Here is a 26,632-nt window from a genome sequence, read left to right as displayed (position 1 = left end):
AATAGGTTAAATGAGGTGGGAGGACCTCGGAGAAGCAATCAAATCAGATACGACGAACGCTAACAGATAAAACACAGAGAGCGCCGACTGGCGGCGCTCCTATATTATGTGGCCCAGCAGCCAATATATACCAAATACAGCATTATGGTAGGAATCGCTGCAAATACGATTCCAAGGGCGACTCCCCAGAATCTTGTTTGATCAGAGATTCTTAGGCGCGATTCCGAGCAATTGAAAAACTGTTTAGATTCAGGCGCAGCATCAAAAGAATGATCACTGTTCCGAGATACATAAGAGGCTCAAGCTGAAAGCCCTTAGCCAGCATGACGAAATGCAAACCGCCAAGTAGGCAGACACCATAGGTCACCTTATGAAGACTGCGCCAACGGCGCCCAAGTTTGCGGACCGACCAGTTGTTTGAAGTCACAGCCAGGGGCAACATCAAGACAAAGGCCAGCATACCAATCGTGATATAAGGCCGTTTTATGATGTCCGCCCAAATCTGGCCAAGAAGCTGCACATCTAACACAAGCCAAACCAAGAGATGCGCGAAGACAAGGAAAAAGGCAGACACACCAATGGCGCGGCGAAACTTGATCAAGTTGATTCCAAGATGCTTGCGCATGGGGGTAATCGCCAACCCCAAAATCAGAAGTTGTAGCGCGCGCTCACCGAGCAGGTGCTCCATGGCTTTGGCAGGATCAACACCAAGCCCACCCGACAATCCTTGCCACAGAAGCCAGAACGGATAGAGGCCGCCGATCACATAGATAGTCCAAGCGGGAACTTTGCGTATCCCAGTGTTAAATTTGTCGATCATGACGTCACTCCACAGCAGTCATCACCTTGTTGGATTGGAGGGCAAGGGATCGAGCCATACGAACAATAGACGCAGCAATCCCCGGCCTTAGGCCGGATTACCTGCTTACAGGCTGAACATTCATGAAAGAACTGACACATATCCGTTGGCATGGTCAGGTTCTCTTCATGCGCGCAAGCAGGGCAAGTAAGCCGCGATATAAGGACTACTTGGCTCAAAAGAACCTCTGCAAGTCCATGCCTTCATACAGGCCAGCAACTTCTTCTTCGTAGCCATTGAACATCAAAGTCGGGATGCGCTTGGCAAACAGACCGCCGCCAATCTGACGCTCTGTCGCCTGTGACCACCGCGGATGATCCACCTCTGGGTTCACATTTGAATAGAACCCGTATTCCCGGCCATTTGCCTTATTCCAGCTGGTAGGTGGCTCTTTGTCAGTCACTGAGATTTTCACAATCGATTTGATGGACTTAAAGCCGTATTTCCAAGGCACGACCAAACGCATCGGCGCACCATTTTGGTTGGGAAGGGTTTTACCGTAGATACCGGTTGCCATCATAGTCAAAGGGTGCAGGGCCTCATCAAGACGCAGACCTTCAACATATGGCCAATCCAAAGAACCGTATTTCTGACCTACCATTTCGTCTGGGCGATAAAGTGTTTCAAACGAGACGTATTTTGCGCCGTCTTGCACGCCGGCCAGATCCAGCAGATCTTTCAGCTCAAAGCCATTCCATGGCACAACCATTGACCATGCTTCGACACAGCGGAAGCGATAGATACGCTCCTCGATGGTCATCGCGGCCATGATCTCTTCGAATTTGTAATCACCAGGGCGGTCTACCATGCCATCAATGGTGACAGACCACGGCGACGTGGTCAGGCGATGCGCATTCTTGGCTGGGTCGTCTTTGCCAGTGCCGAATTCGTAGAAGTTATTATATGTGGTGATCTCTTCCCATGTGTTGGGCTCAAGATCTGCGGCCTGCGCCTTGGTTCCTGCCATCGCGGCAAGGCCAAGCCCCGCGAAGCCACCCATCAACTGCCGCCTGTTCAGGAAAGCGTCATAAGGGGTTACGTCATCGCGTGTCAGATCATTTTTCCAACGGTGGGCCATCAATCACTCCTGTTTTCATAAGAGTGATGTAGGGCCCCGATCCAAGCAAGCCAAACCACATCGCATAACGATAAGGTGGGATGATTGTAACAATTGCGCTTAAAAGGTGCGCTTAACCTCCGGATACACGCGGCTCATAAGCTCTGAACGCCCTGTGTCCTGAACCAAGCGCACATGTTGACGGCGCAGCTTTCGCGGTTCGCTGACGCCTACGGAGTGCGCAATCACCTCAACTTCTTTCACGATGCCCTTCGCGTAATGTGCCACCCGTTGATATTTGCTTTCTGGCACCAAGCCCTTTTGAAAACGTGGATCATGGGTGGTGATCCCGGTGGGGCAGGTGTTCTTGCTACATTTAAGCGCTTGAATACAGCCCAGCGAGAACATGAAGCCACGGGCAGAGACGACAAAATCAGCCCCGGCAGCCAAGGCCCAAGCCACATCGCCCGGATTGATCAGCTTACCGCTGGCAATCAATCGAATGCGCTCCGTCAGGCCAAATTCCGCACGCAGGTCTGCGACTCGCGGAAGGGCCTCACGGATGGTCATGCCAACCAAATCCATCAACGGCATTGGCGCAGCACCGGTGCCCCCTTCCCCACCATCGATGGTGATAAAGTCAGGTGCGGCATCTGCGCCATGTTCAGCTATGGCCTCAAACAATGCGCGTGTGTGGTCAGGGGACCCCATCACGATCTTGATTCCAACAGGTTTGCCTGTGACCTCTCGGATATGAGCAATCATATCCAAGAGCTCTTGATTATTGCTGATCTCGCGATGACGATTGGGGGACAGGCTGCTTTCTCCGACCTTGATCCCTCGGATCTTTGCGATCTCTTCGGTCACTTTCTCACCCGGAAGGATACCGCCCTTACCAGGCTTGGCACCTTGGGCCAGCTTTAACTCGAACATGCGGACATTGTCATGCGCAGCTGCTTCGCGGAGCTTTTCATCACTCAGGCCACCATCTTCATTGCGCACACCGTATTTCGCTGTTCCGATTTGGAAAACCACGTCACAGCCGCCTTCTAAATGATACGGAGAAAGACCGCCTTCTCCGGTGTTCATCCAAATCCCCGCGTCTTTACATCCGCGCGATAAGGCCTGCACCGCGGGTTTGGAAAGAGCGCCAAAGCTCATGCCAGAAAGATTAAAGAAAGACGGCGCAATATAGGGCGTCCGAGCAGTTGGACCGATCAAGAGCGCCTCGCTGGCGGCAAACTGATCATCCAGCGGAGGATAGGGATCGTTCACAAAAATCGGCGTACCAGTGGCGTTGATATTGCGGGTTGAACCAAAAGAAATCGTATTGCTTTTCCCTTGCGACGTGCGTGACACCCAATCGCGTTGCGCACGGTTAAACGGCATTTCTTCTCGATCCATCGCAAAGAAATATTGCCGAAAGAACTCCCCTAGTTCGGAAAAAATATGACGGAACCGCCCAATCACAGGATAATTTCGGCGAACGGCGTCCCCGGTCTGCGTGCGGTCGATCACAAACAAGACAAGCGCCAGCAAGACCAAAAGGCCGATCACACAGACAAATAGCAAAGCTAGAATTTGCAAAAGGTCGATTGTGCTATCCATGCTCATTTGCATTTTTCTTACCCATCCTGTGTTTCACCACAGATAGGTTCTGATGTTGCGTCACAGGACGCAAGTCACAATCCGGACAGCAAGCCGACACCCAAAATGTAGCCCTAGCCAAAAACTCTGCATTGACCTTTGGCAGTAGAGGCGAGATCACTTCTTTATGGCAAACAGCAATCTCACGCACCTCATGTCGCCTTTGGCGAAGCAGAGTTTCCGCTTTGTCGCATTGGACGTGGAAACAGCCAGCCGAGAACACGGAAGCATCTGCCAAATTGGCCTAGGGTGTGCGGCCATGGATGGGTCGGTGCAGACTTGGTCGTGCTATGTAAATCCGCAAACAGAATTTGCGCCATTTAACACCGAGCTGCATGGGATCAGTGCAAACACAGTCAGAGATGCGCCAACATTTCCGCAGTTATGGCCAGTGCTGGCACCGTTTCTCGCGCAATATCCTTTGGTGCAACATAGTCGGTTTGATGAAAAAGCCATCGCAGCAGCCTGCCGACTATATCAAATCCCTCCGCCGCCTTGGTATTGGTCAGACAGCGTCGTCATCGCACGCAAGGCTTGGCCAGAGCTAAAGGGCAACGGCGGTCACGGCCTTGGCAACCTCAAGAAGGTCTTGGGGCTAAGCTTCCATCACCACGATGCGGGTGAAGATGCACGGGCTTCGGCGCAGGTGGTTCTAAAAGCCAAAGAGGCGATGGGCGTAGAATTGGGTAAGTTGATCCCTCCGCTTAAACCTCAACAACTGGCCTTTGATTTCAAAAAACAGGCCGGGTAAAACCCGGCCCATTCTCTCAACATATTTCACGCCGTTAACTTAGTGCACGACGCTATCGTCTGGCCGCGACGCATTTGATGTTCCTAGGCGGTCGCCGATCATCAGCCCATTTTCATTCGCGCTGATGGGCACGATCACACCATCTTTGATATCGCCAGCCAGGATCATCTCAGCAAGCGGGTTTTGCACCGCGCGCTGGATCACCCGCTTCAAAGGCCGTGCGCCAAAGACCGGATCATAGCCTTCATCCGCCAACCATTTGCGGGCGGCATCATCCAACGCAATCTCGATTTTGCGTGACGCCAAACGTTTGCGCAGCCGCTCCAATTGGATGTCGACGATCCCATCCATATCTTTGCGCGCAAGGCGATCAAAGATGATGGTTTCATCCAAACGGTTCAGGAACTCGGGCCGGAAATGCGCACGCACTGCATCCATCACATCCCGCTTGGCCTGAGAAACATCCGCCCCTTCTGGAAGTTGGCTAAGGGCCTGCGCCCCAAGGTTAGAGGTCAGAATGATCAAGGTCTGCTTGAAATCGACTGTGCGACCTTGTCCGTCCGTCAAAACACCATCATCCAGCACCTGCAGCAGCACGTTAAAGACATCCGGGTGGGCTTTTTCGACCTCGTCAAACAGAACAACCTGATATGGGCGACGGCGCACGGCTTCGGTCAACACACCGCCCTCGTCATATCCAACATAGCCCGGAGGCGCACCGATCAGACGGGCAACCGCGTGTTTCTCCATGAATTCAGACATATCAATGCGCACCATCGCGCTGTCGTCATCAAACAGGAAATCTGCAACCGCTTTGGTGAGTTCGGTTTTACCTACGCCGGTTGGCCCAAGAAACAAGAACGAGCCAAGTGGACGATTTTCATCATTCAGCCCAGCGCGTGCACGGCGCACGGCATTAGACACAGCCGTGACCGCCTGCCCCTGGCCGATCACTCGCTTATGCAGTTGATCTTCCATCCGCAGCAATTTTTCACGATCGCCTTCTAACATTTTCGACGTTGGAATTCCCGTCCAGCGCTCCACGACCTGAGCGATCTGCTCGGGGCGTACAGCTTCTTCAACGGTCATATCGCCTTCGGTTTCTTCCGCTTCGGCAAGCTTCTTTTCCAAACCCGGAATAACGCCGTAGCTTAACTCACCGGCTTTACCAAGATTGCCCTCGCGCTTTGCGATATCAAGTTCGGCCCGTGCGTGATCAAGCTGTTCTTTGATATCCCGCGCAGACGCAAGCTTATCCCGACCCGCCTGCCATTGGGCGGTCATCTCGGAGGACTTGTCCTGCAAATCCGCCAGGTCTTTCTCTAGCTTTTCCAAACGATCTTTTGAGGCAGCATCATCTTCCAGACGCAGGGCTTCGGCTTCGATCTGCAGCTGCAGGATCTGACGATCCAAAGCGTCCAGCTCCTCAGGCTTAGAGTCGACCTCCATGCGCAACCGGCTTGCAGCCTCGTCCACAAGGTCGATGGCTTTATCAGGCAAGAAACGGTCGGTGATATAGCGGTGGCTCAGTGTCGACGCGGACACCAATGCGGAATCGGAAATTCGAACACCATGGTGGAGTTCATATTTTTCTTTGATGCCCCGCAAAATCGAAATTGTATCTTCGACCGTTGGCTCTTCAACCACGATAGGCTGGAAACGCCGCGCCAAAGCTGCGTCTTTTTCGACGTGTTTGCGATACTCATCCAATGTGGTCGCGCCTACACAGTGCAGTTCTCCGCGGGCCAATGCTGGCTTGATCAGATTGGCCGCATCCATGGCACCGTCGGTCTTACCTGCGCCAACAAGCGTGTGCATCTCGTCTATGAACAACACAATATCGCCGGCTGCTTCCGTAACTTCGGTGAGAACAGCTTTCAGGCGTTCTTCAAATTCACCCCGGTATTTCGCGCCCGCAATCAATGCACCCATATCCAGCGCAAGTAACTGTTTGTTGCGCAGTGATTCCGGCACATCTCCATTCACGATGCGCAAGGCAAGGCCTTCGGCAATCGCGGTTTTGCCCACGCCCGGTTCCCCGATCAAAACCGGGTTGTTTTTGGTTCGACGGGACAAAACCTGCATCGCGCGCCGGATTTCATCATCGCGTCCAATGATCGGATCGATTTTGCCTTCGCGTGCGCGCTCTGTCAGATCCTGAGCGTATTTCTTGAGCGCATCGTAGCCTTCTTCAGCCGAAGCAGAGTCCGCAGTCCGACCTTTACGAATATCATTGATGGCTCCGTTCAGAGCCTGCGCATTCACAGCACCCACCTCTAAGGCCTCGCGCGCTTTGGACTTCACCAAAGCCAAAGCCATCAAAATGCGTTCAACTGGGACAAAGCTGTCGCCCGCTTTCTTGGCGACCTTCTCGGCCTCACCCAGAACTTTCGCTGTTGCATTGTCCATATAGGCCTGGGCGGCATCCCCGGAAACTTTGGGTATTTTGCCCATAGCGGCATCTAAGGCTTCGACCACACGATGGGGCGCTCCACCTGCGCGTTTAATCAGATTGGACGCCAGCCCCTGATCATCATCCAGCAATGCTTTTAGAATATGTTCGGGCATCACCCGCTGGTGATTTTCCCGCATCGCGATGGTCTGTGCGGCTTGTACGAATCCGCGCGACCGTTCCGTGAACTTGTTGAAGTCCATGGCCTTTCTCCTTTTTATAAGCGCCCGGATCCGGATATGCGCCCGCTTTGCGGCACGCCCCGTTTGTGGGCCTCAGAATTAATCTGGCCCCTTTAGTCCCCTGCTTCAACCCTTCGAAGACAGGTTTGTGGGGAAATATAGCATAATTTTCTCTCTGATTTCGCACGACCTAACACGGCAAAACAATACAACCGAAGGCTGCAGGACACATCATGCTTATCTCAAAGATCACTGTCATTAAATTTGAACGGACACTGGACGATAACGCATATGATTTTGTTCTATGTGTTCATGCGGGCGATCACATCGTCCAGTTCAGAGATATAATTCCCGATACACAGATCACCGCAAGCGAGGATCTAGAAGGGCTCATCGCTCAAAGTGTGGTTCGACAGATCAATCAATTGCCGGAAATTCGGTCTGGCGATGTGGAATTGGAAATTGCAGGCGATTTAAACTTAGATATGCCTGAATTCGCGTAGGTTCGCTTTAACCATTCGCTGTCATGGTGCGATTTCGGAGGCACCATGAAAATCATACACGTTGAACTTCTCTCTCAATCGATGCTGCCCGACCGCACTTGCACCGGGTCGGTTTGTGTGCACGGCACTGCCGGAGAGCGCGTACAGATCCAATATTCAATTTCTCTATCGAAAGGCCTTAGCCGCAGACATGCCAACGCCGCCATCGCACGCGACGCCATTCGACAAATCAAACGGATGCCTGAACACCGTACGGGTAAACTGATTATCGAAGAACACGCTCTCCCCCAAAAACCGCCCCAAAGGGTCATCCGATTGTAAATTCCATGCCGAATGGTTGCTTGAAAAGAAGATCGGCGCCGCATAGACAGAGCCAATTTCTTGCCATAGCCATAGACCGGAGCCTCCCGATGACCAAAGCCGACGACCGCCTGATCGTAGCCCTTGATGTGCCAAACGCCATTCAAGGTTTAAAACTGGCCGAACAAATCGGCGATGCCGTGTCTTTTTATAAAATTGGCCTTGGCATGCTCACTGGTGGCGGTCTGGCACTCGCCAACGAATTGAAGGAAGAGCATGGCAAGAAAATCTTCCTAGATATGAAGCTTTTTGACATTGGTGCCACTGTTGAAAACGCGGTTCGGGGTTTGGCACAGTTTGATCTAGATTTTTTAACAGTGCACGGCGACCCCTATGTGGTGAAAGCCGCCAAAGAAGGTGCATCTGGCAAAGACATGAAAATTCTCGCGGTCACCATTTTGACTTCTCTAGACCGCCAGGATCTAAACGGCGCTTTGATCAAAGACGGTGACATCAAAGACCTTGTTCAAGAACGCGCGGGCAATGCCTTTATTGCAGGCGCAGACGGCGTGATCGCAAGCCCACAAGAAGCGGCACTGATCCGGGCCCTACCAGAAGCGGATGGTAAGCTGATCGTTACGCCCGGCGTGCGCCCGGCAGGTGCCGATTTAGGTGACCAAAAGCGTGTTGCGACACCAGCGAATGCTGTTGCTGATGGCGCGGATCACATCGTTGTTGGTCGCCCTGTTTGGCGCTCAGAAAATCCACGCGCGGCGGCCGAAGCGATTGTGCAAGAACTCAGCTCGGTTCAAGCGGTTCGTCCAAACCACTAAGACACCGCACATCAAATATTTCCACTCACCCAGTCGGCCAACCGCGATTGAAAATGCGGCACGGCCATTGGGTGGGTAAGATAGTCGTCAACAGACATAAGCCGTAACCCCTGCCCTTCTGCACCAAGCACCAGGTCCTTGGCCATGCTTGCATCAACTTTCGCCACGAAGAACCAATTCATTCGCGGACCCGTTGCATAGATACGTCCCCACAACAAATCAGATGCCGTGAGAGATAAAGAAGTTTCTTCAACACATTCGCGCGCAGCGCAATCCCACGCACTTTCGTCGTCTTCACGACCACCACCAGGTAAATCCCAATGATTTGGCATAGGGATGGTCGGAATATCATCTCTGAGGATCGTGATAATCTGGCTGCCGACAAAGACTGTCACCTTCGCCCCGTAAAACTGGCTGTGCGCGCCGCGGGCAAATGCTATGCTGGGAACCTCTGACACTTTTGAAACCTCGAACCTGATCCCGCTATGCCCGCTTTATGTCGAGACTGCCTCTCTGAAGCTACCGACGTGCGCCGTTGTCCAAATTGCGGCAGCCTGCGCATCGTGCGCCATGACGAGCTGTTTGATCTATCTATAGCGCATATGGACTGTGATGCATTCTATGCAAGTGTCGAAAAGCGCGACAATCCGGAACTAGCAGATAAGCCCGTCATCATTGGCGGCGGCAAACGCGGTGTGGTTTCCACTGCTTGTTATGTTGCACGCATCCGAGGTGTCAGATCTGCGATGCCCATGTTCCAAGCCTTAAAACTTTGCCCCGATGCGGTGGTCGTTAAACCGCGCATGAACGCCTATGCCGAAGCCAGCCGCCAAATCAGATCGTTGATGGACGAACTGTCCCCGTCGATTGAACCGCTTTCTTTAGATGAAGCCTTCATCGATCTCACCGGGACTGCAAAACTACACAATGCGCCACCTGCAGTCATGCTTGCCCGTCTCGTGAAACGGATGAAAGACGAGGTCGGTGTCACGGGGTCCATAGGCCTTAGCCACAATAAATTCCTCGCCAAGGTCGCATCTGATCTGGATAAACCACAGGGATTTGCGGTGATTGGTAAAGCCGAAACGGACGATTTCCTGCGTGACAAACCGGTGCGGTTGATTTGGGGCGTCGGACCGGCTGCCCAGGATTCGTTGGATCGTGCTGGCATTCATACCTTTGCCGATCTCTTGCGATGGGACCAGCGAGAGCTGTCAGATCGGTTTGGGTCGATGGGGTTTCGATTGTGGCATCTGGCGCGCGGTCAGGACAAACGCAAGGTCTCTGCACGCCAGCCGGTGAAGAGCATCAGTAAGGAAACCACCTTCTTTGAAGATACCAGCAGCCGCGAATTGCTGGACGGTCATATTTGGCGCCTCAGCGAGCAGGTCGCGGATCGCGCGAAAGCCAAGGGCAAGGCCGGACGCGTGGTTAATCTTAAGCTAAAGCGCGCGAATTTTTCGCTGATCTCTCGCCGCATCAGCCTACGCGACGCCACGCAAATGGCAGATACGATTTACCAGACTGCCCGGGGTTTGTTTGATCAGGTTGGCAATGAAGGCCCCTACCGGCTGATTGGCGTTGGAATTTCGGACATTGTGGACGACAGCATCGCTGATTTAAGCGGGGATCTCCTTGACCCAAAAGCCGCGCAACGACGCAAAGCCGAACGTGCGACTGATCAAATCCGCAAACGATTTGGAGCTGATGCGATTCAAAAAGGTCGCGGGTTTCGCTAGCTACTCCGCAGCGATCCTTTGGCGACGTCCACCTATGGCAGAAATGTCAGAGATCACATCTCGCAATCGATTCCTGAAGGCTTCAAAATCAGCACTTGGTTCAATTTTGGCCTCATTCATATAAAGAGAGCGATCAATTTCGATTTGAACCGCATGCTGGTGTCGTGATGGGCGGCCATAATGCTGGGTGACATATGCCCCGGCAAAAGGTGTGTTTCTTGAGACCAAGAAGCCCGCACGTTCAAAGGCCGCTTCAATCTCATCAACAATTTCCGGATGAGCAGAGGCGCCAAACCGATCGCCCAGAACGATGTCTGGACGTGTGCCACCTTTAAGCTTTGTACTTTCCAATGCTTCACGCGGCATCGAATGACAATCCAACAAAACCACGCGACCAAATTGCATGCGAGATTCGTCCAACAAGCCCTGCAGGGTACGATGATAGGGGTGCCAATAGTTCTGCAATCTGTTTTCGACTTCATCTATACGCAGTTTACCACGATAGATCGGTCGTGCATTGGATACTACGCGAGGAATCACTCCAAGCCCTGAGGCGACTCGAGGATTGTTACCAACCGCGCGAATTCCGGCGATGAGAGCAGGGTCCAGTTCATCGGGACTGCGGTTGTAGTCAATGAATGCGCGCGGAGCACCTGCCTTTAAAAACGGAGCACCAAAGTCTGTGGCTGGCTCAAATAGCCTGTCTACAAAGGCATCTTCGCTACTGCGAATGCTGCGCGCATTCAAAATCGAGCGACGCAGAAACCAATCAGGGTAGTCGTTGCCACTATGCGGAGAAGCAAATACAACCGCCGAAGTCAGCTGTTTTGGTCGAGCCAGATTATACGCGCGTGCAGGCATTTACATTCCTTCTTCAAAATAAAGCATAGCGCAAAAAAGATATTTGTCGAAAGCTCTTGATCCCCCCTACGACTCCTTTTATAGACGCCTCCACCAGCGCGGATTTCCGCGCCCTTTTTTCTTAAAAGGGCTAGGCTCGCAAAGGTGTCATGGGCGATTAGCTCAGCGGTAGAGCACTTCGTTGACATCGAAGGGGTCACAAGTTCGATCCTTGTATCGCCCACCATGAATTCACTGCCCCATTCCGGGGTGCCCGATTAACTAGGCGCACGTCGCGCCGCGAAATGAGGATATTGCCATGAAGGTCAAGAACTCGCTCCGCTCGCTAAAGCAGCGTCACCGCGACTGCCGTGTTGTGCGCCGTAAGGGCCGCGTTTATGTGATCAACAAAACGCAGCGTCGCTTTAAGGCACGTCAGGGTTAAGCCATTTTGGTTTAACGACGCCTTAAAGGCAGATTTAGAAAGCCGCTCTATTTTAGAGCGGCTTTTCTTTTGTCTGGTTGTACGTAAACGACGAATTTAAGTGCGTTGCAGAACTGGCTGAACACGAGTCGCAAAATACCCCGCCAATTGCTTTTGCGCACCGCCCTCAAGGATCGGACATGCTGGCAAACTCATATCCGGCTGAGTCTGAAGGTCCGGGAACAACGTTAAAAGCTCTGTCAGCGCGTCTACAGGAACACTACGCAATGCTTCAGGTCCTGTAAAAAGGCTCTCTGTGGCAGCCCCTTCAGCAAAGATGACTTCGTGTTGATCAAACACCAGATGAGAATAGGTCAAAGAAGTTAGGCTTTGATCCACAAAAATGCCCGGAATTTCAGTGAGTTTGATCGCGGCCATCAACACATCTTCATACCCGAACATGCGCTTCACGATTGGCGCATTCACCAGCATCCGGTGCTGTCGGGATACAATCAAATCTCGGTTAGGTAACCCATTGCCAAGTGCCCCGGCCACAATGCGTACTGGATAAAGCTTGGGATTTTCCTGCATATCGCGGGCACTGATGCTGGTTTTCAAAACAACGCGCAAAACCAGCTTCCGTCCATCAAGCCCGATCACCACCATACCAGGTCGCAAGTCCTCGACTGGAAGCTCTCCGACACTGGTTTTCACCAACGCACCCTGCGTTAAACAAGGTGGTCCGAGATCTGTGTTTACATCTAAATCGCCTTGGGTGGTCGTAAAGCTCGAGCTTACAAAGGTCGCATCTTGTAGAACCGAACCATCCGTCGGGGTGAAAACCTCAACACCATTGGCAAGGTAAAAGGTCGTTCCGGTGATCGAAACTGTCGACCCATCTGCGAGGGTTACGGTCACAACATCGCCAGGGTAAGAGCGCCGAACATCCACGCCGTTGATTGAGTCTCCACCACGCCGACCGATATCGTCGTCGTCATCTTGGTCGATCAAATCATATACCTGCACTTCCAAAGTTGTTCCGGCTGCAGGTGGTGCAAATGGATCCAGAATCCAAAACTGGTCTGTGTAAGTGGTTGGCATAACTGCTCTGTGCCCCTGTACGGATCGGATTTCTTCCGCCGCTTGCCACAAAGATTAAAGCCAAATTAAGGCAAAAATTAGACCTAAATAACTCATTAAAATCAATTCCTTACGAGAATTTTATATGAAAGCTCCTCAGAAACTCGCCTAAAAAACCCGCCAAATATGTTTGAATTAAGGCGGAAATAGGCCCCACAAAATACAAAAGAAACGATGTCGCGCACTGGAACCAAATGGCCAGATGCAGTCCGAACAGACATCCCTGCTTTTACGGTTTCGATATGCAGAGACCCTTCAGCTGTCTCTAAGGACGTACCGGCTGCAAAGTATGGTGCAACTTCGGCTGGGGTTGCCATCTTTTCTAATCTGGCGCAGCGCAAGCTGCCCCTTCTGGATCGCGATACTTGGCATCTGCACTGAAACGTTTTTATCATTGGCTCGATGGCCAAGATTTTATCGATATCAGTCGCCGTCAGAACTGCTCTTTTCACTATACATTCTGCAGTCCGACTTCTTCGTCTGCGTTATGCAATGAAAAGAGCTTTCCACCTGACTAGGGATGAAACGTAGCGACAAGCGTCACAAGGAGCCCTCAATTCTGCCAATACAGTACCGCTTAGATAAAGCCGGTTAACGTCCCAACAACAGCTGCACCATGGTTGGCTGGTTCACATATCCAGTCACTTCCAGCCGCCGCGCTTTTTGGAATCTACGAAGCGCACGACGCGTTTCTTTGGTAAACCGTCCATCAATTGAACCAGGCTTAAGACCCAAATCGCTTAAACGACGCTCAATCAGCAACCGCGCAGCCGTGTTTCCGGCAACAGCCTGCTCTATCGCAGTAAAGCGACGTGCCGCTTCTTGATTTTCACTATCACGATCTAGCTCTTCGATCCGAGCCTTCGCAACGTCAGCAAACTCTCCGTTCGGGAAAGCACTTAAAAACTGACGATAACCTTCAATGTCATTGGCGTTCTGAGCAATTTCCCAGGCTTCCCGTTCTTGTGCATTCAATTCGGCGCGCCGTTCTTCCTCGATCGCAGCGATCTCCTCACGCGCGATATCGGCATAAATGCCGTCAGGGAAGGATCTTAGATATCGGCGATAGCCATTCTCAGTTCGACGCGATCCTGTTTCTTGCCAAAACGCCCGATCACGTGCGTCTTCGATCTCGCGGCGTCGACGCGCCTCTTCTTCAAGTTCGGCCGCGCGCCTGAGAGCAGTATCTTGCAACAAACCGAGTTGGTCGCGATCCAAGTATCCATGGGTTTCGAGCCCTTGATCTGATTGCCAAGCGGCGATGGCCCGCCGCGTGGCCGGCCCAAACACACCATCCACCCCGCGTGGATCATATCCAATCAATGCCAGATCACGCTGGATCGAACGACGGCGATCCCGGTTTAAGCCCATAGCCGTTTCAGCCGCTTTAACGCGCGCTTCGCGGTCTTGCACACGTGCTTCAAGCTGACGCCTCGCATCACGAGCGAAAGCGCCGTTTGGATAGCGCCCCAAGTAAGCGTTTAACGCCTCAGGGGTTCCGATGTCTCGGACCGCACTCCAATAAGCGATTTCTCCAAAGTCACTGCTTGGTTCGGTGGCAGTTGAGGGCTGGGTGAAGGTGACCGTACGCGAAATAAATCCGGAAAGACGCGCGCCTCCTTCCAGTTCAGAGACCTGTTGAGTCGAGGTGCCATCTTTCAACAAAGCATCCAATGACCGCGCCACTTCGGCGCTGTCCCCTGTTAGTCCAGTGATGCCTTGTCCAAGCGGAGTGTTTGCAGATCCCGCAGTCAGATCGCTTAAATTACTCAACGGACGCGGGTCATCAACGATGGCTATAATCGCGCGGCCCGCTGCTTGCTGTAAGCTCTGGTCAAAAAGACCAAGATCCAAGCCTTTGCTGCCGATATCAAACCGGTCAGGCGTTGCACTGCCCTGGCCCAGAACCCAAGTTTGTAGACCGTTAGTGACAAGATGCCCGCGCACCAAAACAATGATGCGATCAACGTCGGCGTGCGCCTCTGCATCCAATGCAAAAGCAGCGGCCCTCAATTCTCCGACGGTGGCGTCCTCGGCCAAGGTCACGTCAAATCCGGCCTCTTCGAGCGCGACTAGCATGGTGCGCATCCGACTGTCTTGTCGTAAATCCGGGAGGCGCCGGTGGTCTTGCTGATCAATCACCAGCGCAAGGTCTTTGGCCTGCGCCGGCGCGCTCAGCCAAGTAAGAACAATGGCCAAAGCCATACAGAAAAAGCGCATAAGCCCCTCCACAATTGTTTCAGCATCCCTGCGCATAGTGTGGCGCAGAATCAGGCTAAAAACAAAGTGGCGCTAAAAAACGGGAAAAATCCCGCAATTTAGCGCCCAGGGGAGGTAATCTTCTCAATCGTATTTGCGTTGGTCTTCGATCACGATGCCATCGTTTGGCAGAGTTCCCGGGGCAACCAACTCGATGCGCCCCTTTAGCTTCAAAAGCCCAATGACGCTATCAAGGTAACCCGCCTCATTGTTGGCTTCGGTTTCAAGCTGCACAGTCATGACATCCGCTTCGCCTTCACGGCTGGCCACAACTCGGGCTTTGGCAACATCATCATGGCGCGCGACCAATGCTGCGACCTGTTCAGGACGCACAAACATGCCTTTGATCTTTGTGGTTTGGTCTGCTCGCCCCATCCACCCTTTGATACGAGTATTTGTGCGCCCACAGGGGCTTTCCCCCAGCAATACCGCAGACAAATCACCTGTCGCGAAACGGACCAGCGGATAATCAGGGTTAAGCGTCGTCACAACAACTTCGCCAACTTGCCCGGGTGCAACTGGATTTCCCGTACCCGGCGTGACGATTTCTACAATGATATGCTCGTCGATAATCAGGCCTTCCTTGGCTCCGCTTTCATAAGCAATATTTCCGAGATCCGCAGTGGCATAACTTTGAAGACAAGCGATACCGCGATCTTCGTAGTAGGCTCTAAGGCTGGGGAAAAGCGCCCCACCACCCACTGCAGCTTTCTTGAATTGTAGTGCCGTTCCAAGTTGGTCTGCCTTATCTAAGATTACCTTCAGATAGTCCGGCGTACCGGCATAGGCCGTTGAACCTAAGGCAGCTGCGGCTTCGACTTGCAACTCAGTTTGACCGGTCCCTGCAGGTACAACCGCTGCACCAACAGCTCTTGCACCATTTTCGAAAATCATCCCAGCCGGCGTCAGGTGATATCCAAAGCAGTTTTGAACAACATCTCCTGTACCGATCCCGCAAGCGTGCAGAAAACGCCCCATTCGCCACCAATCTTTCCCTGTCCCACCAGGCTCATAGATTGGGCCTGGAGATTGAAACAGGTGTTCAAAGTTTGTTGCCGGCCGCGCATTAAATCCACCAAGAGGTCTTTGCTTTTTCTGAGCCGCCACCAAATCAGATTTGCGAAGCACTGGAAGGTCTGCCAGATCCTCAACACTTTTAACGGAGGTCGGATCTACATCGGCATAGGCCGCAGAATAGCCTGCAAGGACTTTCGCGCGCGCGATTTGGGACGACAACGCCTCTGCGTTATCGGCAGAACGTTGGTCCGAAGAGCGCGTTTCCAGCTGATCAAAATAGCGGCTCATAAATTAGTCTTTCGTTTAGATTCATTACCGATGGGCTAAGCGTTTGTTGGGTTAAAAAGGATCAGCTGAGCCAACGTTTCCGGCGACGATAAGAACGCACATCACGGAAAGACTTTCGGCCATCATCAGACATACCGAGATAGAATTCTTTCACGTCTGGGTTCTCGCGCAGTTCGGCTGCAGGGCCATCCATCACAACGCGGCCAGATTCCAGTATGTATCCATAATGTGCATAGCGCAGTGCGACGTTGGTGTTTTGTTCAGCCAACAAGAAGGTCACACCTTCGTTTTCATTCACGGATTTCACGATCTCGAAAATCTGTTCCACAAGCTGAGGCGCGAGCCCCATTGAGGGTTCATCCAGCAATACGGTTTCTGGGCGGCTCATCAATGCGCGACCCATGGCAACCATTTGCTGCTCACCGCCTGAGGTATAGCCAGCCTGCGATTTGCGGCGCTCTTTCAGACGTGGAAAATAATGGTAGACCATTTCGAGGTCCTTCTGGACGGCGGCTTTGCCGTCGGTGCGCGTGTAGGCACCTGTCAAAAGATTCTCTTCAACGGTCAGGTGTTCAAAACAGTGACGGCCTTCCATCACTTGGATTACTCCGCGCTTCACCAGCGCCGCCGGGTCAAGGTCCTGCACACGATCACCGCGATAAGAAACAGACCCTTTGGTCACTTCTCCGCGCTCGGAATGCAGCAGGTTTGAAATCGCCTTAAGCGTCGTTGTTTTTCCTGCGCCATTCCCACCAAGTAGGGCAGTAATCCCGCCTTTGGGGACTGTGAGGCTGACACCTTTTAGAACGAGGATCACATGATTGTAGATCACCTCGATATTGTTGACCTCAAGTAGGGCTTCATCATTTGGGGCCGCGTCGAACATATTGGCTCTTTCTGGTCTCAAGAAGGGTGGGCCCGGCCACTAAGGCAGCCGGGCCAGATCGGTTTAGCTGCAGCTAGCAGTGATGTTGTTCTCATCGGCGTAGCCGGCAGAATCTTCATCAATCAGTGGTTTGATCACGTCAGCATCTGAAGAGATGAAGTCAGTGATTACGTTCCAGCTTTGATTTGCTGCGTCCCACTGCTGAACAACCGCAGTGCCAGGGCCGCCATGGTTGTCGCAAGACACTGCGAACTCTGGACCAATATTTGGCGCACCAAGCTCGTTCATACGGGCATTGGTCACTTCCAGGGCTTCCATACCGTCACGCATCATCGCTGGAGTGATGTCGCTTACGCCATGAATTTCCTGCGCCTTTTCGATCGCAAGCTGTGCAAGCATCGCGGCATAAAGACCGCGACGATAGATCACGTTACCGATGTTTGATCCGTCGCCTGCGGCCAGGCCTTTATCTGCCACCATAGACTGGATTTCAGCCAGCACAGGCAGTTCGCCACCACCGTTGAAGTTCAACGCTTTGTAGCCGTTAGATTTTTCACCGGAAGGCAAAACGTCATGATCCGCACCAGACCACCAAACGCCGAGGAACTTATCCATTGGGAAACGGATGTTTGCGGCTTCTTGGATCGCGACTTGGTTCATCACGCCCCAACCCCACATCAGAACATAGTCAGGCTTTTCGCGACGAATTTGTAGCCATTGCGACTTTTGCTCTTGGCCTGGATGGTCAACCGCCAGCGCTTTGAAAGTAAAGCCATGCTTTTCAGCCAGAGCTTCCAGAGTACGGATCGGTTCTTTGCCGTAGCCAGAGTTGTGATAGATCAGGCTGATTTTCTTGCCGTCCAGGCTACCACCGTTTTCATCCAGAAGGTGTTTCACGGCAATCGAAGCACCATCCCAGTAGTTCACAGGATAGTTGAAGACATTACGGAACACTTCGCCGTTCTTTGCAGATGTCCGGCCATAACCCATTGAGTGAATAGGAATGCCGTCTGCCGTGGCTTTCGGGATCAACTGATAGGTGATGCCGGTTGAAAGCGGTTGATAGACCAACGCGCCTTCGCCCTTGGTCGCCTCGTAGCACTCAACACCTTTCTCAGTGTTGAAACCGGTTTCGCATTCTACGATGCGAACGGATTCACCACCGATGCCGCCATCACGTTCATTCAACAGAGTGAAGTAATCTTGGTAGCCATCAGAGAACGGAATGCCGCCGGCAGCATATGGACCTGTGCGGTAGCTCAGATCTGGGATCACCAGGTCTGCCAGCGCAGGGGTAGCTGCCAAAAAGGCGCCAGCTGCAATTGTTGTTAGTTTATTCATCGGGTTCTCCTCCCATTGGTTTGTCCGATATTCAGGGGCTCCTCCCCCCTTATTGGTTGGCTTTGGCCCCGCCTTAGTGCGGGAAGGGCCAGAGCCTTAGTTTCTCCTTGGCAACGCGCCACAATTGGGCGAGGCCATGAGGCTCGGCGACGAGGAACGTAATGATCAGCGCGCCGATAATTAAGAATTCAAGGTGTGCTGCTAGGTCAGTTGGCCAGCCCAAAGTACCGACAAGCAAGTTCTTCAGAAGAACCGGCAATAGGACGAGGAAGGCCGCACCGGCAAAGCTACCAAAGATCGATCCAAGGCCACCAATGATGATCATAAAGAGCACAAGGAAAGACTTGTTGATGCCAAAGGCTTCGCCCACTTCCACCGCGCCTAGGTAGACCGAGAAGAACAAGGCGCCTGAGATACCAACAAAGAAACCAGAGACTGCAAAGGCTGAAATCTTAGCTTTTAGCGGGTTCACCCCGATGATTTCAGCGGCGATATCCATGTCGCGGATAGCCATCCACTGGCGACCTTGCATGCCACGCGTCAGATTACGAGCAATCAGCGCACACACCGTGAGGATCACAAGGCAGAACAAGTAGGTCGCCCAAGCTTCTGTGTTTGGTCCCGTAACTTCGATGCCAAAGATCGTGCGCTCAGGCGCGTTGATCTGACCGGAAGCCGAATAGTTGTAGAACCACGGCACACGGTTAAAGAGCCATACAAGGAAGAACTGTGCCGCAAGGGTTGCCACCGCGAGGTAAAAGCCTTTGATCCGCAGCGATGGCAGACCAAACAGCACGCAGACCAGGCCGGTTACTCCGCCCGCAAGGATCACATGGATCAGAATGCTAACTTCCGGGAAAGCAGTCATCAGCTTGTAGCAACCATAAGCGCCAACAGCCATGAAACCGCCGGTACCAAGGCTAACCTGACCGCAATAACCGGTCAGAATGTTTAGCCCGATCGCCGCAATCGAATAGATTAGGAATGGCAGGAAGATCGCATTGACCCAGTAGTCATTGATCAGGAACGGAACGATGGCAAAGCCAACGAACAGGACCGCGTAATACCGAAACCGGTCGAACTTGATCGGAAAGGTCTGGTTGTCTTCTGCATAGGACGTTTTGAAATCGCCCGCTTCACGATAGAACATCTCTCAAAACTCCACAGAGGTTGGGGTGAAGGTCACGGATTTGGGGTCATACACGTTCAATGATCTTCTCCCCAAAGAGGCCCTGCGGGCGGAACACGAGGAAGATCAACGCAAGCACATAGGCGAACCAGTTTTCAGTTGCGCCACCGACAAGCGGGCCAATCGCAAATTCAAACAGTTTTTCACCCACGCCGATGATCAAGCCACCAATGATGGCGCCAGGGATTGAGGTGAAACCGCCTAGCATCAGAACCGGCAAGGCTTTCAGAGCGATCAGGGACAGCGAGAACTGCACGCCAGATTTGGTGCCCCACATGATCCCAGCGACAAGCGCGACGAACCCTGCGACGGACCAAACCATGACCCAGATGAAGTTCAGGGAGACACCTACAGACAGAGCTGCCTGGTGGTCATCAGCCACGGCGCGCATCGCCCGACCCTGTTTGGTATACTGGGCAAAGATCACCAATGCGCCAACCAGAAGGGCTGCAATCACTGTCGCAACTAAATCGAGGTTGTCGATAAAGAACCCGTATCCAAAAATACCGAATGTCGCATCATCGATGGCTAAGTTGATGCCCTGCGGGAGACCAACATCGAGCTTCTTGATCTCAGATCCCCACATGATGTCACCGACACCTTCAAGGAAGTAAGCCAAACCAATGGTGGCCATGAAAAGGATGATCGGCTCTTGGCCCACAAGATGACGGAAGACGAATTTCTGAACGCAGATCGCCAGAAGGACCATCACACCCATCGTGAGCAAAATTGCGAGTAACGCAGGCACATGCCAGCCAAAATGGTGGAGTTCCGTCCCAAATATCGCATTGATCAGATGGGCAAAGGGGATCTGCCCCTCCATGATCCCTACAAGGGTCAACGCTGAGAACAACGCCATCACACCTTGTGCATAGTTAAAGATTCCAGAGGCTTTGTAGATCAATACAAACCCCAAAGCGACAAGCGCATAAAGCACCCCGGCCATCAGGCCATTTAAGAACACTTCCATGCCAAAAATCAGTTGATCAGACATCGTAACGCCCCTCTAAATTCAAGTGAACTCGCTTAGTCATGAGACACCCCCAGATAGGCGTCGATGACGTCCTGATTGTTGCGCACCTCATCAGGTGTGCCGTCGCCGATCTTTTTACCGTAGTCCATTACGACCACGCGATCCGACAGGTCCATTACGACGCCCATATCGTGCTCGATCAAAGCAATTGTGGTGCCGAATTCGTCATTCACATCCAGAATAAAGCGGCTCATGTCCTCTTTTTCTTCGACGTTCATGCCTGCCATAGGCTCATCGAGCAGCAGGATCGAAGGCTCAGCAGCCAAGGCCCGCGCCAACTCGACACGTTTCTTCAAGCCATAAGGCAAACGGCCAACAGGTGTTTTACGGATGGCTTGGATTTCCAAAAAGTCGATGACTTTTTCAACCACTTCCCGATTGGCAACTTCTTCGCGTTCTGCCTTACCCTTCCAAAGGGCTTGCGCCCAAATACCTGAATTGGTGTGATGCAGTCGGCCCGTCATGATGTTGTCCAAAACTGTCATGCCTTCAAAAAGGGCGATGTTCTGGAACGTCCGAGCAATCCCTTGCTGCGCGACCTTGTAGGGGCGCATCTGCGGGCGCAGTTTACCCTTGTAGTAAACCTGCCCTTCTTGCGGATTATAAAACCCCGAGATGACATTCAGCATCGAGGATTTACCAGCTCCATTCGGCCCGATGATGGCGCGGATTTCACCCTGACGAATGTCAAAGCTGATGTCCTGGATCGCCACCACACCGCCAAATCGCAAGGTGATGTTTTTCATCTCCATCACCACGCTGCCGATGGTACGGCCGTCTTCGGTGACATAGCTGTCAGAGGCATCAAGCATGATGCACCTCCTTCATAGTCTTAATTTCAATCCCATTGAGGGATGGCGGGCGGGGCGATGGTGCAACCGAGCGTCGCTTTGTCATTCCCATCACTCCGCTGCCACTTTGTGTTCAACGACCGGCACCACAGCCGCATCACGCAATGAAAGCGTGGCACTGATGCTACCCTTACGGCCGTCCTCATAGGTCACTTCGGTTACGGTGCTGATTTCAGGAGAGCCGTCATAAAGACCCGACACAAGATCAGCGAACTTTTCTTCCACGATCGGGCGACGTACCTTACGCGTACGGGTCATCTCTCCGTCATCCGCATCCAGCTCCTTGTGCAGAACAAGGAAGCGGTGGATTTGGCATCCAGATAGCATCGGATCTTCGGCAACAGACTGATTGACCGCTTCAACGTGCGACTGAATGGTATCCAAAACGCGCGGGTGGCCTGCCAATTCCTGATAGGACGCATAGGCAATGTTGTTACGCTCTGCCCAGTTGCCGACCGCTGTAAGGTCGATGTTGATAAACGCGACACAGCGGTCCTTGCCATTGCCAAACAACACAGCTTCCAAAATGTCTGGATAGAACTTCAGTTTGTTCTCGACATATTTTGGCGCAAACATCGAACCATCGGCCAATTTGCCCACGTCTTTCACCCGGTCGATGATGCGCAGGTGACCGGATTTATCATCGATAAAGCCTGCATCCCCTGTAGCGACCCAGCCTTCGGCATCTTTGGTCGAGGCCGTGCTGTCCGGATTGTTGAAATATTCTACAAAGACCCCTGGTGAGCGATAGAAAATCTCACCACTGTCTTCAATGCGCAGTTCAACATCTGGCGCAGGCACGCCAACAGTATCCGCACGTACTTCGCCATTAGGCTGAACAGTGATAAACACCGAGGCTTCTGTTTGACCATAAAGCTGCTTCAGGTTGATACCCAAAGAGCGATAGAAATCAAAGAGTTCCGGCCCAATGGCCTCACCAGCTGTGTAGCCGACACGGATACGTGAGAAGCCCAGTGTGTTTTTCAGCGGGCCATAAACGAACAGTTCACCCAGCTTGTACTTCAAGCGATCCGTAAAGCTGACAGGCTTACCGTCCAATATCGCAGGGCCAACCTTTTTGGCGTGACCCATATAGCGGTGGAAGAGCCATTGTTTGAACTTACCCGCATCTTCCATGCGGATCATGACTTCGGTCAGATGCTTTTCAAAAACCGCAGGCGGCGCAAAGAAATAGGTTGGTCCAATTTCGCGCAGATCAGTAGCGATTGTTTCAACCGATTCAGGGCAGTTTACGGTAAAGCCTGTGCAGTAGGCCTGGCCGATAGAGAAGATGAAGTCCCCAACCCATGCCATAGGCAAATAAGCCAAGATCTCTTCGTCTTTGCGCAAATGATCAAAGTGGCTGGAATTCTCTGCCGTTTTGATGATGTTGCGGTTCGATAGAACCACACCTTTGGGTTTGCCTGTCGTACCTGACGTATAAAGCATCACACAGATGCTATCGAGGTTCAGCTTATCACGACGCTTGCTCAGCTCACCGATAAACTCATCATAAGCCGCTCGGCCCTGATTTTGCACATGTGTGTATTCATGCAACTGGCTGTGATCATACTTACGTAAACCACGCGGATCCACATAGACCATATGCTCAAAGCTATCCAGCTGGTCGCGGATATCGATGACCTTATCCACCTGCTCTTGGTCATCCACGATGGCGTATTTCGCGCCACAGTTTGCCAGAACATGCGCCATCTCTTCCGCAGCACTGTCTTGATACATTGGTACCGGCACTGCGCCGATGGATTGAACAGCAACCATAGCCCAATAGAAATACGGACGGTTGCGGCCAATGATGGCGACAAAGTCACCTTCAGCCACACCAAGGTTCAATAGACCCAGCGCCAAGGCTTCGATCTCTTGCTCGGTTTCAGCCCAGGTCCAGGTCTGCCAGATTCCAAATTCTTTCTCTCGGTAAGCGGTTTTACTGCCGAACTGTTCGACATTTCGCTTTAAGAGCGCGGGGATGGACGCAAGCCCATCGGTCGCCTTTGACGACTTAGTCAATTTAAATTCCTCCCTAAGGCCCACAATCGTGAGCTGAATCGCGATTGCGATTCCCCCATTTCATTAGGTGCGATACCATCATAGCCCGTCAACTTTTTCGGGATCATTTCTCAAACCTTACGAATTGTAACAGTGCGTAATTCACCCTTTTCGAGCGCTACATTCAGATGCTAGCCGTTAGGGAGGAGGACACAATGTCAGTTCATCGCGACACCAGACAGTCCATGACAATGGCCGGGTTGAACCTGATTCAGCAAGCGCTATCGATCTACGACAGCGACCTGAACTTGGTGGTCGCCAACGCCAAGTTTCGTGAAATGTTTGAGGTACCTCAAAAGCTTACGAAGCCAGGCGCGAAATTCGAAGACATTATTCGACATCTTGTAGAACGCGGCGAATACGGAAACGATAGCACAATAGACCAGATGGTCCGCGAACGTGTTGAACTCGCAAAAACCTTTGAACCGCATTATCTGGAGCGCGAAAGATCCAATGGCCGCTGGATCAGTGTCGAAGGCAGCCCATTGCCGGATGGTGGTTGGATTGCCGTTTACACCGATATAACGCGCGCCAAACGTCAAGAAGAACTACTGCGATCAAAATCCGAAGAACTCTCTGATCAGTTGATCCGCTATGCCGAAGAGCTTTCGGGCGCAAACCGTGAACTGGAAAGCACTGTTATTGCGCTGGAAGAAGCCAAGCGACAAATCACTGAGAGTGAGGCGCGCATGCGCCTAACAGCTGAAATGATGCCTGCGCATATCGCGCATGTTGGCCCGGATCGCCGGTACACCTATTCCAACCGCCGCCTATCTGCCGTGATGCCGGGCCGTCCCAGCAACATCGTCAACGCCCATATCGGCGAGACTCTTGGTGCGGATACCTATGAAATCATTGCGCCTCACCTGACCGCAGCACTCGACGGGGCGCCCACGGTTTTTGAGTTTAATGATCCCATGAGCACGCGTCGCATTCGGCTTGCTTTAACACCTGATAGCGAGGTTGGAGAAAATCGAGGTGCCTATATTCTCTCGATGGATATCACCGAGGAAACGCAGACCCGTGCAGCTCTGCAACAAACCCGCCGCCGCGAGATCGCAGCGCAGATGACCAGCGGTCTGGCCCATGATTTTTCAAATCTGTTGACGATCATTCTGGGCATGCAGGGTAAAATGAAAAAAATGAGCCTACCATTGGGTGCGCTGGAATTGGTTGAAGGGACTTTGACGGCTGCGCAACGAGGGGGATCATTACTTAATCGGCTGGCCAATATGACAAGCCCGCGCACACCCCAAATGAAGGCGTTGATTGTTGGAGACCTATTGTCAGATATCCAAACTTTGGCTCGCCCAAGCCTGCCAAACAATATCGAGTTGGTTGTGCAAAACGACCTTCCGGAGGAACAGCTTTTACTTGATCCCGGCATGCTTCAAGACAGTCTTTTGAACCTGATCCTAAACGCACGCGACGCTTGCAAAGGACAAGGTAACATCTGCTTACACAGCGCGATCGTAAAAGACACTTGGCTGCAGCTATCTGTGACTGACACCGGTCACGGATTTTCAGAAGACGCCTTATCCAAGGCCTTTGATCCGTTCTTCACAACAAAGGGCAACGAGGGCTCGGGACTTGGCTTGTCGATGGTCTACGACATGACAAAAATGGTAGGCGGCGAAGTGCGCATTACCAATGTCCCTACCGGAGGCGCACGAGTGACATTGCGCCTACCGCTGCGTCGCATTCGCGCGGATCCTACACCTGGCCTCACGCTTTTGGTCGAGGATAACCCTGAACTTCGTGGGCAGATCCGGGAAATGCTGATCGCACATAGCTATTTGGTTGTCGAAGCCACAAGTGTCGATGAGGCCTTAATGTTGTTGGATCACGTGCCAGGCATTTCCATGATCCTGTCTGACATCAAAGTCGAGGGTTCAGCGACGGGTGTCGATCTTGTTGAAAAGGTAAAACACCACGCCCTGCCAATCTATCTCATGACTAGCTTAGACCAGAGTCACCCGTTGTATATGCAAGGCGCAGCGCGCGCGCCGATCATTCGCAAACCCTTTACCTCAGAAGCTTTGTTTAGGTTTCTATCACCCGAGGATGACGCATGAACGAGCCACTCGTTTCAATTCTGGATGACGAACCCGAAATTCGCCTCATCTTATCCGAAGCCTTAGAAGAAGCTGGGTTCCGCACGAAAAGCTTTGCGCGCGCAACAGAGTTTGAGGCGAGCCTACGCCAATCCGTGCCTGATGTTTGTCTTGTTGATCTGAGCCTTCCTGACAAAGACGGTCTGACCTTGGTGCATCGGCTTGCATTGGAACAAGGCGCGGTGGTGATCATCATCTCGGGCCGCGCACAGGTTCAAGATCGCGTAACGGGCCTCGAGCTTGGAGCCGATGACTATATTATCAAACCCTTTGATCCAGCAGAAGTCGTTGCCCGTGTGCGTGCCCACCTGCGTAAAGAAAAAGTTGCCCCCAACACCTCGCAATCCAATGTCGCGACATTCAATGGGTGGACTGCGAATTTTGATGGCTACTTGCTGGAAGACGACAGTGGAGCCCAAACACCTTTTAGCCATGCCGAAGGCGAAGTCTTAAGGCTCTTTTTAGATAGCCCTAAACGCTTGGTCAGCCGAGCACAGATGCAAGAAACTTTGGGCGGCGTCGCAGGTGAAAGCTTTGATCGCGCCATGGACGTTCGCATTTCGCGTCTAAGAACCAAGCTACGCGAGGATCCTAAAAACCCGCGCCTGATAAAAACCATCTACGGCGCAGGGTATATTTTCCTCGGGGATGTCATCTGGCTATAGGCTTGGGTGGCGGAAATATGCCCAATATAAGGTCCGAATTCAGGATTTAAGCACTACATCTAGATTTACTCGCCATATTGGTGTATTTGTCAGATATCGGAGATCTCTGACTCATTTCCTCTTCCAAGACCGGAAATCTCGGGCCGTCTGCCTCAGTAACGTACCGGGGAAAGTCAACTCCCACTCCCTCGCTGCGAT

The 26,632-nt window shown here is 52.4% G+C and carries 24 protein-coding genes and 1 tRNA gene; 9 read left to right on the top strand and 16 right to left on the bottom strand.

All coding sequences use genetic code 11. The features are described 5' to 3' along the window. Window positions 1-211: 211 nt before the first annotated feature. The 4 genes from msrQ to JXQ85_RS03435 all read right to left on the bottom strand — a co-directional run bounded on the left by msrQ (window position 212) and on the right by JXQ85_RS03435 (window position 3,524). Window positions 212-820: a protein-methionine-sulfoxide reductase heme-binding subunit MsrQ gene (gene msrQ, locus JXQ85_RS03450; protein ID WP_421747451.1), complete on the bottom strand. Its 609-nt coding sequence runs from the start codon at window positions 818-820 to the stop codon at window positions 212-214. Continuing rightward, window positions 817-1,038, bottom strand: a complete 222-nt coding sequence (locus JXQ85_RS03445; protein WP_421747450.1) for a GDCCVxC domain-containing (seleno)protein — start codon at window positions 1,036-1,038, stop codon at window positions 817-819. Before JXQ85_RS03445 ends, msrQ begins: the two co-directional genes overlap by 4 nt. Continuing rightward, window positions 1,035-1,937 (bottom strand): protein-methionine-sulfoxide reductase catalytic subunit MsrP, encoded by a 903-nt coding sequence (gene msrP / locus JXQ85_RS03440; RefSeq protein WP_421747449.1) that lies wholly within the window; start codon window positions 1,935-1,937, stop codon window positions 1,035-1,037. The genes JXQ85_RS03445 and msrP overlap by 4 nt, the downstream gene beginning before the upstream one ends. A gap of 99 nt (window positions 1,938-2,036) precedes the next feature. Beyond that, a complete protein-coding gene (locus JXQ85_RS03435; RefSeq protein ID WP_421747471.1) occupies window positions 2,037-3,524 on the bottom strand; it encodes an FMN-binding glutamate synthase family protein in 1,488 nt (495 codons plus the stop codon). Window positions 3,525-3,690: 166 nt separating this feature from the next. Between JXQ85_RS03435 and JXQ85_RS03430 the strand changes: the two genes are divergently transcribed. Further along, window positions 3,691-4,314 (top strand): 3'-5' exonuclease, encoded by a 624-nt coding sequence (locus JXQ85_RS03430; protein ID WP_421747448.1) that lies wholly within the window; start codon window positions 3,691-3,693, stop codon window positions 4,312-4,314. Between the two features lie 39 nt (window positions 4,315-4,353). Here the strand turns inward: JXQ85_RS03430 and clpB are convergent, their stop codons facing one another. Then, window positions 4,354-6,969 (bottom strand): ATP-dependent chaperone ClpB, encoded by a 2,616-nt coding sequence (gene clpB, locus JXQ85_RS03425; protein WP_421747447.1) that lies wholly within the window; start codon window positions 6,967-6,969, stop codon window positions 4,354-4,356. Window positions 6,970-7,181: 212 nt separating this feature from the next. Between clpB and JXQ85_RS03420 the strand changes: the two genes are divergently transcribed. The 3 genes from JXQ85_RS03420 to pyrF all read left to right on the top strand — a co-directional run bounded on the left by JXQ85_RS03420 (window position 7,182) and on the right by pyrF (window position 8,584). Beyond that, window positions 7,182-7,451 carry a hypothetical protein gene (locus JXQ85_RS03420; RefSeq protein ID WP_421747446.1) on the top strand — a complete coding sequence of 90 codons (270 nt, stop codon included), beginning with the start codon at window positions 7,182-7,184 and terminating at the stop codon, window positions 7,449-7,451. Window positions 7,452-7,496: 45 nt separating this feature from the next. Next, window positions 7,497-7,772, top strand: a complete 276-nt coding sequence (locus JXQ85_RS03415) for a hypothetical protein (RefSeq protein ID WP_421747445.1) — start codon at window positions 7,497-7,499, stop codon at window positions 7,770-7,772. Between the two features lie 89 nt (window positions 7,773-7,861). Then, entirely contained in the window at window positions 7,862-8,584 is a 723-nt protein-coding gene (gene pyrF, locus JXQ85_RS03410; protein WP_421747444.1) for an orotidine-5'-phosphate decarboxylase, read from the top strand. A gap of 11 nt (window positions 8,585-8,595) precedes the next feature. Here the strand turns inward: pyrF and JXQ85_RS03405 are convergent, their stop codons facing one another. Then, on the bottom strand, window positions 8,596-8,979 hold the full coding sequence (locus JXQ85_RS03405; protein WP_421747443.1) for an NUDIX domain-containing protein: 384 nt from the start codon (window positions 8,977-8,979) through the stop codon (window positions 8,596-8,598). A 90-nt stretch (window positions 8,980-9,069) separates the two neighbouring features. Between JXQ85_RS03405 and JXQ85_RS03400 the strand changes: the two genes are divergently transcribed. Further along, complete coding sequence (locus JXQ85_RS03400; protein ID WP_421747442.1) at window positions 9,070-10,323, top strand: DNA polymerase IV; 1,254 nt, start codon at window positions 9,070-9,072, stop codon at window positions 10,321-10,323. Here JXQ85_RS03400 and JXQ85_RS03395 read toward each other — a convergent pair whose 3' ends face one another. Next, window positions 10,324-11,184 carry an N-formylglutamate amidohydrolase gene (locus JXQ85_RS03395; protein WP_421747441.1) on the bottom strand — a complete coding sequence of 287 codons (861 nt, stop codon included), beginning with the start codon at window positions 11,182-11,184 and terminating at the stop codon, window positions 10,324-10,326. A gap of 151 nt (window positions 11,185-11,335) precedes the next feature. Between JXQ85_RS03395 and JXQ85_RS03390 the strand changes: the two genes are divergently transcribed. Both JXQ85_RS03390 and ykgO read left to right on the top strand, forming a co-directional pair. Further along, a tRNA-Val gene (locus tag JXQ85_RS03390) sits at window positions 11,336-11,410 on the top strand. A gap of 72 nt (window positions 11,411-11,482) precedes the next feature. Beyond that, entirely contained in the window at window positions 11,483-11,608 is a 126-nt protein-coding gene (gene ykgO, locus JXQ85_RS03385) for a type B 50S ribosomal protein L36 (RefSeq protein WP_012177066.1), read from the top strand. A 96-nt stretch (window positions 11,609-11,704) separates the two neighbouring features. Here the strand turns inward: ykgO and JXQ85_RS03380 are convergent, their stop codons facing one another. The 9 genes from JXQ85_RS03380 to JXQ85_RS03340 form a co-directional block, all read right to left on the bottom strand. After that, a complete protein-coding gene (locus JXQ85_RS03380; RefSeq protein ID WP_421747440.1) occupies window positions 11,705-12,688 on the bottom strand; it encodes a Hint domain-containing protein in 984 nt (327 codons plus the stop codon). 630 nt (window positions 12,689-13,318) lie between these two features. Beyond that, complete coding sequence (locus JXQ85_RS03375; protein WP_421747439.1) at window positions 13,319-14,947, bottom strand: peptidoglycan-binding protein; 1,629 nt, start codon at window positions 14,945-14,947, stop codon at window positions 13,319-13,321. Window positions 14,948-15,070: 123 nt separating this feature from the next. Beyond that, entirely contained in the window at window positions 15,071-16,291 is a 1,221-nt protein-coding gene (locus JXQ85_RS03370; protein ID WP_421747438.1) for a phenylacetate--CoA ligase family protein, read from the bottom strand. Window positions 16,292-16,352: 61 nt separating this feature from the next. Beyond that, window positions 16,353-17,177, bottom strand: coding sequence for an ABC transporter ATP-binding protein (locus JXQ85_RS03365; RefSeq protein ID WP_421747437.1), 825 nt, complete (start codon window positions 17,175-17,177; stop codon window positions 16,353-16,355). Between the two features lie 63 nt (window positions 17,178-17,240). Further along, a complete protein-coding gene (locus JXQ85_RS03360) occupies window positions 17,241-18,518 on the bottom strand; it encodes an ABC transporter substrate-binding protein (RefSeq protein WP_421747436.1) in 1,278 nt (425 codons plus the stop codon). Between the two features lie 73 nt (window positions 18,519-18,591). Next, window positions 18,592-19,668 carry a branched-chain amino acid ABC transporter permease gene (locus tag JXQ85_RS03355; RefSeq protein WP_421747435.1) on the bottom strand — a complete coding sequence of 359 codons (1,077 nt, stop codon included), beginning with the start codon at window positions 19,666-19,668 and terminating at the stop codon, window positions 18,592-18,594. A gap of 46 nt (window positions 19,669-19,714) precedes the next feature. Beyond that, on the bottom strand, window positions 19,715-20,701 hold the full coding sequence (locus tag JXQ85_RS03350; protein ID WP_421747434.1) for a branched-chain amino acid ABC transporter permease: 987 nt from the start codon (window positions 20,699-20,701) through the stop codon (window positions 19,715-19,717). A gap of 32 nt (window positions 20,702-20,733) precedes the next feature. Next, a complete protein-coding gene (locus tag JXQ85_RS03345) occupies window positions 20,734-21,552 on the bottom strand; it encodes an ABC transporter ATP-binding protein (protein WP_421747433.1) in 819 nt (272 codons plus the stop codon). A 90-nt stretch (window positions 21,553-21,642) separates the two neighbouring features. Next, complete coding sequence (locus tag JXQ85_RS03340) at window positions 21,643-23,616, bottom strand: AMP-binding protein (protein ID WP_421747432.1); 1,974 nt, start codon at window positions 23,614-23,616, stop codon at window positions 21,643-21,645. A gap of 194 nt (window positions 23,617-23,810) precedes the next feature. Between JXQ85_RS03340 and JXQ85_RS03335 the strand changes: the two genes are divergently transcribed. Continuing rightward, window positions 23,811-25,730 carry a PAS-domain containing protein gene (locus JXQ85_RS03335; protein WP_421747431.1) on the top strand — a complete coding sequence of 640 codons (1,920 nt, stop codon included), beginning with the start codon at window positions 23,811-23,813 and terminating at the stop codon, window positions 25,728-25,730. Next, a complete protein-coding gene (locus JXQ85_RS03330) occupies window positions 25,727-26,434 on the top strand; it encodes a response regulator transcription factor (RefSeq protein ID WP_421747430.1) in 708 nt (235 codons plus the stop codon). Before JXQ85_RS03335 ends, JXQ85_RS03330 begins: the two co-directional genes overlap by 4 nt. Window positions 26,435-26,632: the final 198 nt, after the last annotated feature.

The sequence above is a fragment of the Cognatishimia sp. genome (assembly GCF_049116455.1).
Taxonomy (GTDB): domain Bacteria; phylum Pseudomonadota; class Alphaproteobacteria; order Rhodobacterales; family Rhodobacteraceae; genus Cognatishimia.
This window is presented reverse-complemented; position numbering and strand designations above follow the sequence as displayed.

Coding starts and splice junctions, on each gene's coding strand:
- msrQ (WP_421747451.1), bottom strand. CDS start 820: ATGATCGACAAATTTAACACTGGGATACGCAAAGTTCCCGCTTGGACT.
- msrP (WP_421747449.1), bottom strand. CDS start 1,937: ATGGCCCACCGTTGGAAAAATGATCTGACACGCGATGACGTAACCCCT.
- JXQ85_RS03435 (WP_421747471.1), bottom strand. CDS start 3,524: ATGGATAGCACAATCGACCTTTTGCAAATTCTAGCTTTGCTATTTGTC.
- JXQ85_RS03430 (WP_421747448.1), top strand. CDS start 3,691: ATGGCAAACAGCAATCTCACGCACCTCATGTCGCCTTTGGCGAAGCAG.
- clpB (WP_421747447.1), bottom strand. CDS start 6,969: ATGGACTTCAACAAGTTCACGGAACGGTCGCGCGGATTCGTACAAGCC.
- JXQ85_RS03420 (WP_421747446.1), top strand. CDS start 7,182: ATGCTTATCTCAAAGATCACTGTCATTAAATTTGAACGGACACTGGAC.
- JXQ85_RS03415 (WP_421747445.1), top strand. CDS start 7,497: ATGAAAATCATACACGTTGAACTTCTCTCTCAATCGATGCTGCCCGAC.
- pyrF (WP_421747444.1), top strand. CDS start 7,862: ATGACCAAAGCCGACGACCGCCTGATCGTAGCCCTTGATGTGCCAAAC.
- JXQ85_RS03400 (WP_421747442.1), top strand. CDS start 9,070: ATGCCCGCTTTATGTCGAGACTGCCTCTCTGAAGCTACCGACGTGCGC.
- JXQ85_RS03395 (WP_421747441.1), bottom strand. CDS start 11,184: ATGCCTGCACGCGCGTATAATCTGGCTCGACCAAAACAGCTGACTTCG.
- ykgO (WP_012177066.1), top strand. CDS start 11,483: ATGAAGGTCAAGAACTCGCTCCGCTCGCTAAAGCAGCGTCACCGCGAC.
- JXQ85_RS03380 (WP_421747440.1), bottom strand. CDS start 12,688: ATGCCAACCACTTACACAGACCAGTTTTGGATTCTGGATCCATTTGCA.
- JXQ85_RS03375 (WP_421747439.1), bottom strand. CDS start 14,947: ATGCGCTTTTTCTGTATGGCTTTGGCCATTGTTCTTACTTGGCTGAGC.
- JXQ85_RS03370 (WP_421747438.1), bottom strand. CDS start 16,291: ATGAGCCGCTATTTTGATCAGCTGGAAACGCGCTCTTCGGACCAACGT.
- JXQ85_RS03365 (WP_421747437.1), bottom strand. CDS start 17,177: ATGTTCGACGCGGCCCCAAATGATGAAGCCCTACTTGAGGTCAACAAT.
- JXQ85_RS03360 (WP_421747436.1), bottom strand. CDS start 18,518: ATGAATAAACTAACAACAATTGCAGCTGGCGCCTTTTTGGCAGCTACC.
- JXQ85_RS03355 (WP_421747435.1), bottom strand. CDS start 19,668: ATGTTCTATCGTGAAGCGGGCGATTTCAAAACGTCCTATGCAGAAGAC.
- JXQ85_RS03350 (WP_421747434.1), bottom strand. CDS start 20,701: ATGTCTGATCAACTGATTTTTGGCATGGAAGTGTTCTTAAATGGCCTG.
- JXQ85_RS03345 (WP_421747433.1), bottom strand. CDS start 21,552: ATGCTTGATGCCTCTGACAGCTATGTCACCGAAGACGGCCGTACCATC.
- JXQ85_RS03335 (WP_421747431.1), top strand. CDS start 23,811: ATGTCAGTTCATCGCGACACCAGACAGTCCATGACAATGGCCGGGTTG.
- JXQ85_RS03330 (WP_421747430.1), top strand. CDS start 25,727: ATGAACGAGCCACTCGTTTCAATTCTGGATGACGAACCCGAAATTCGC.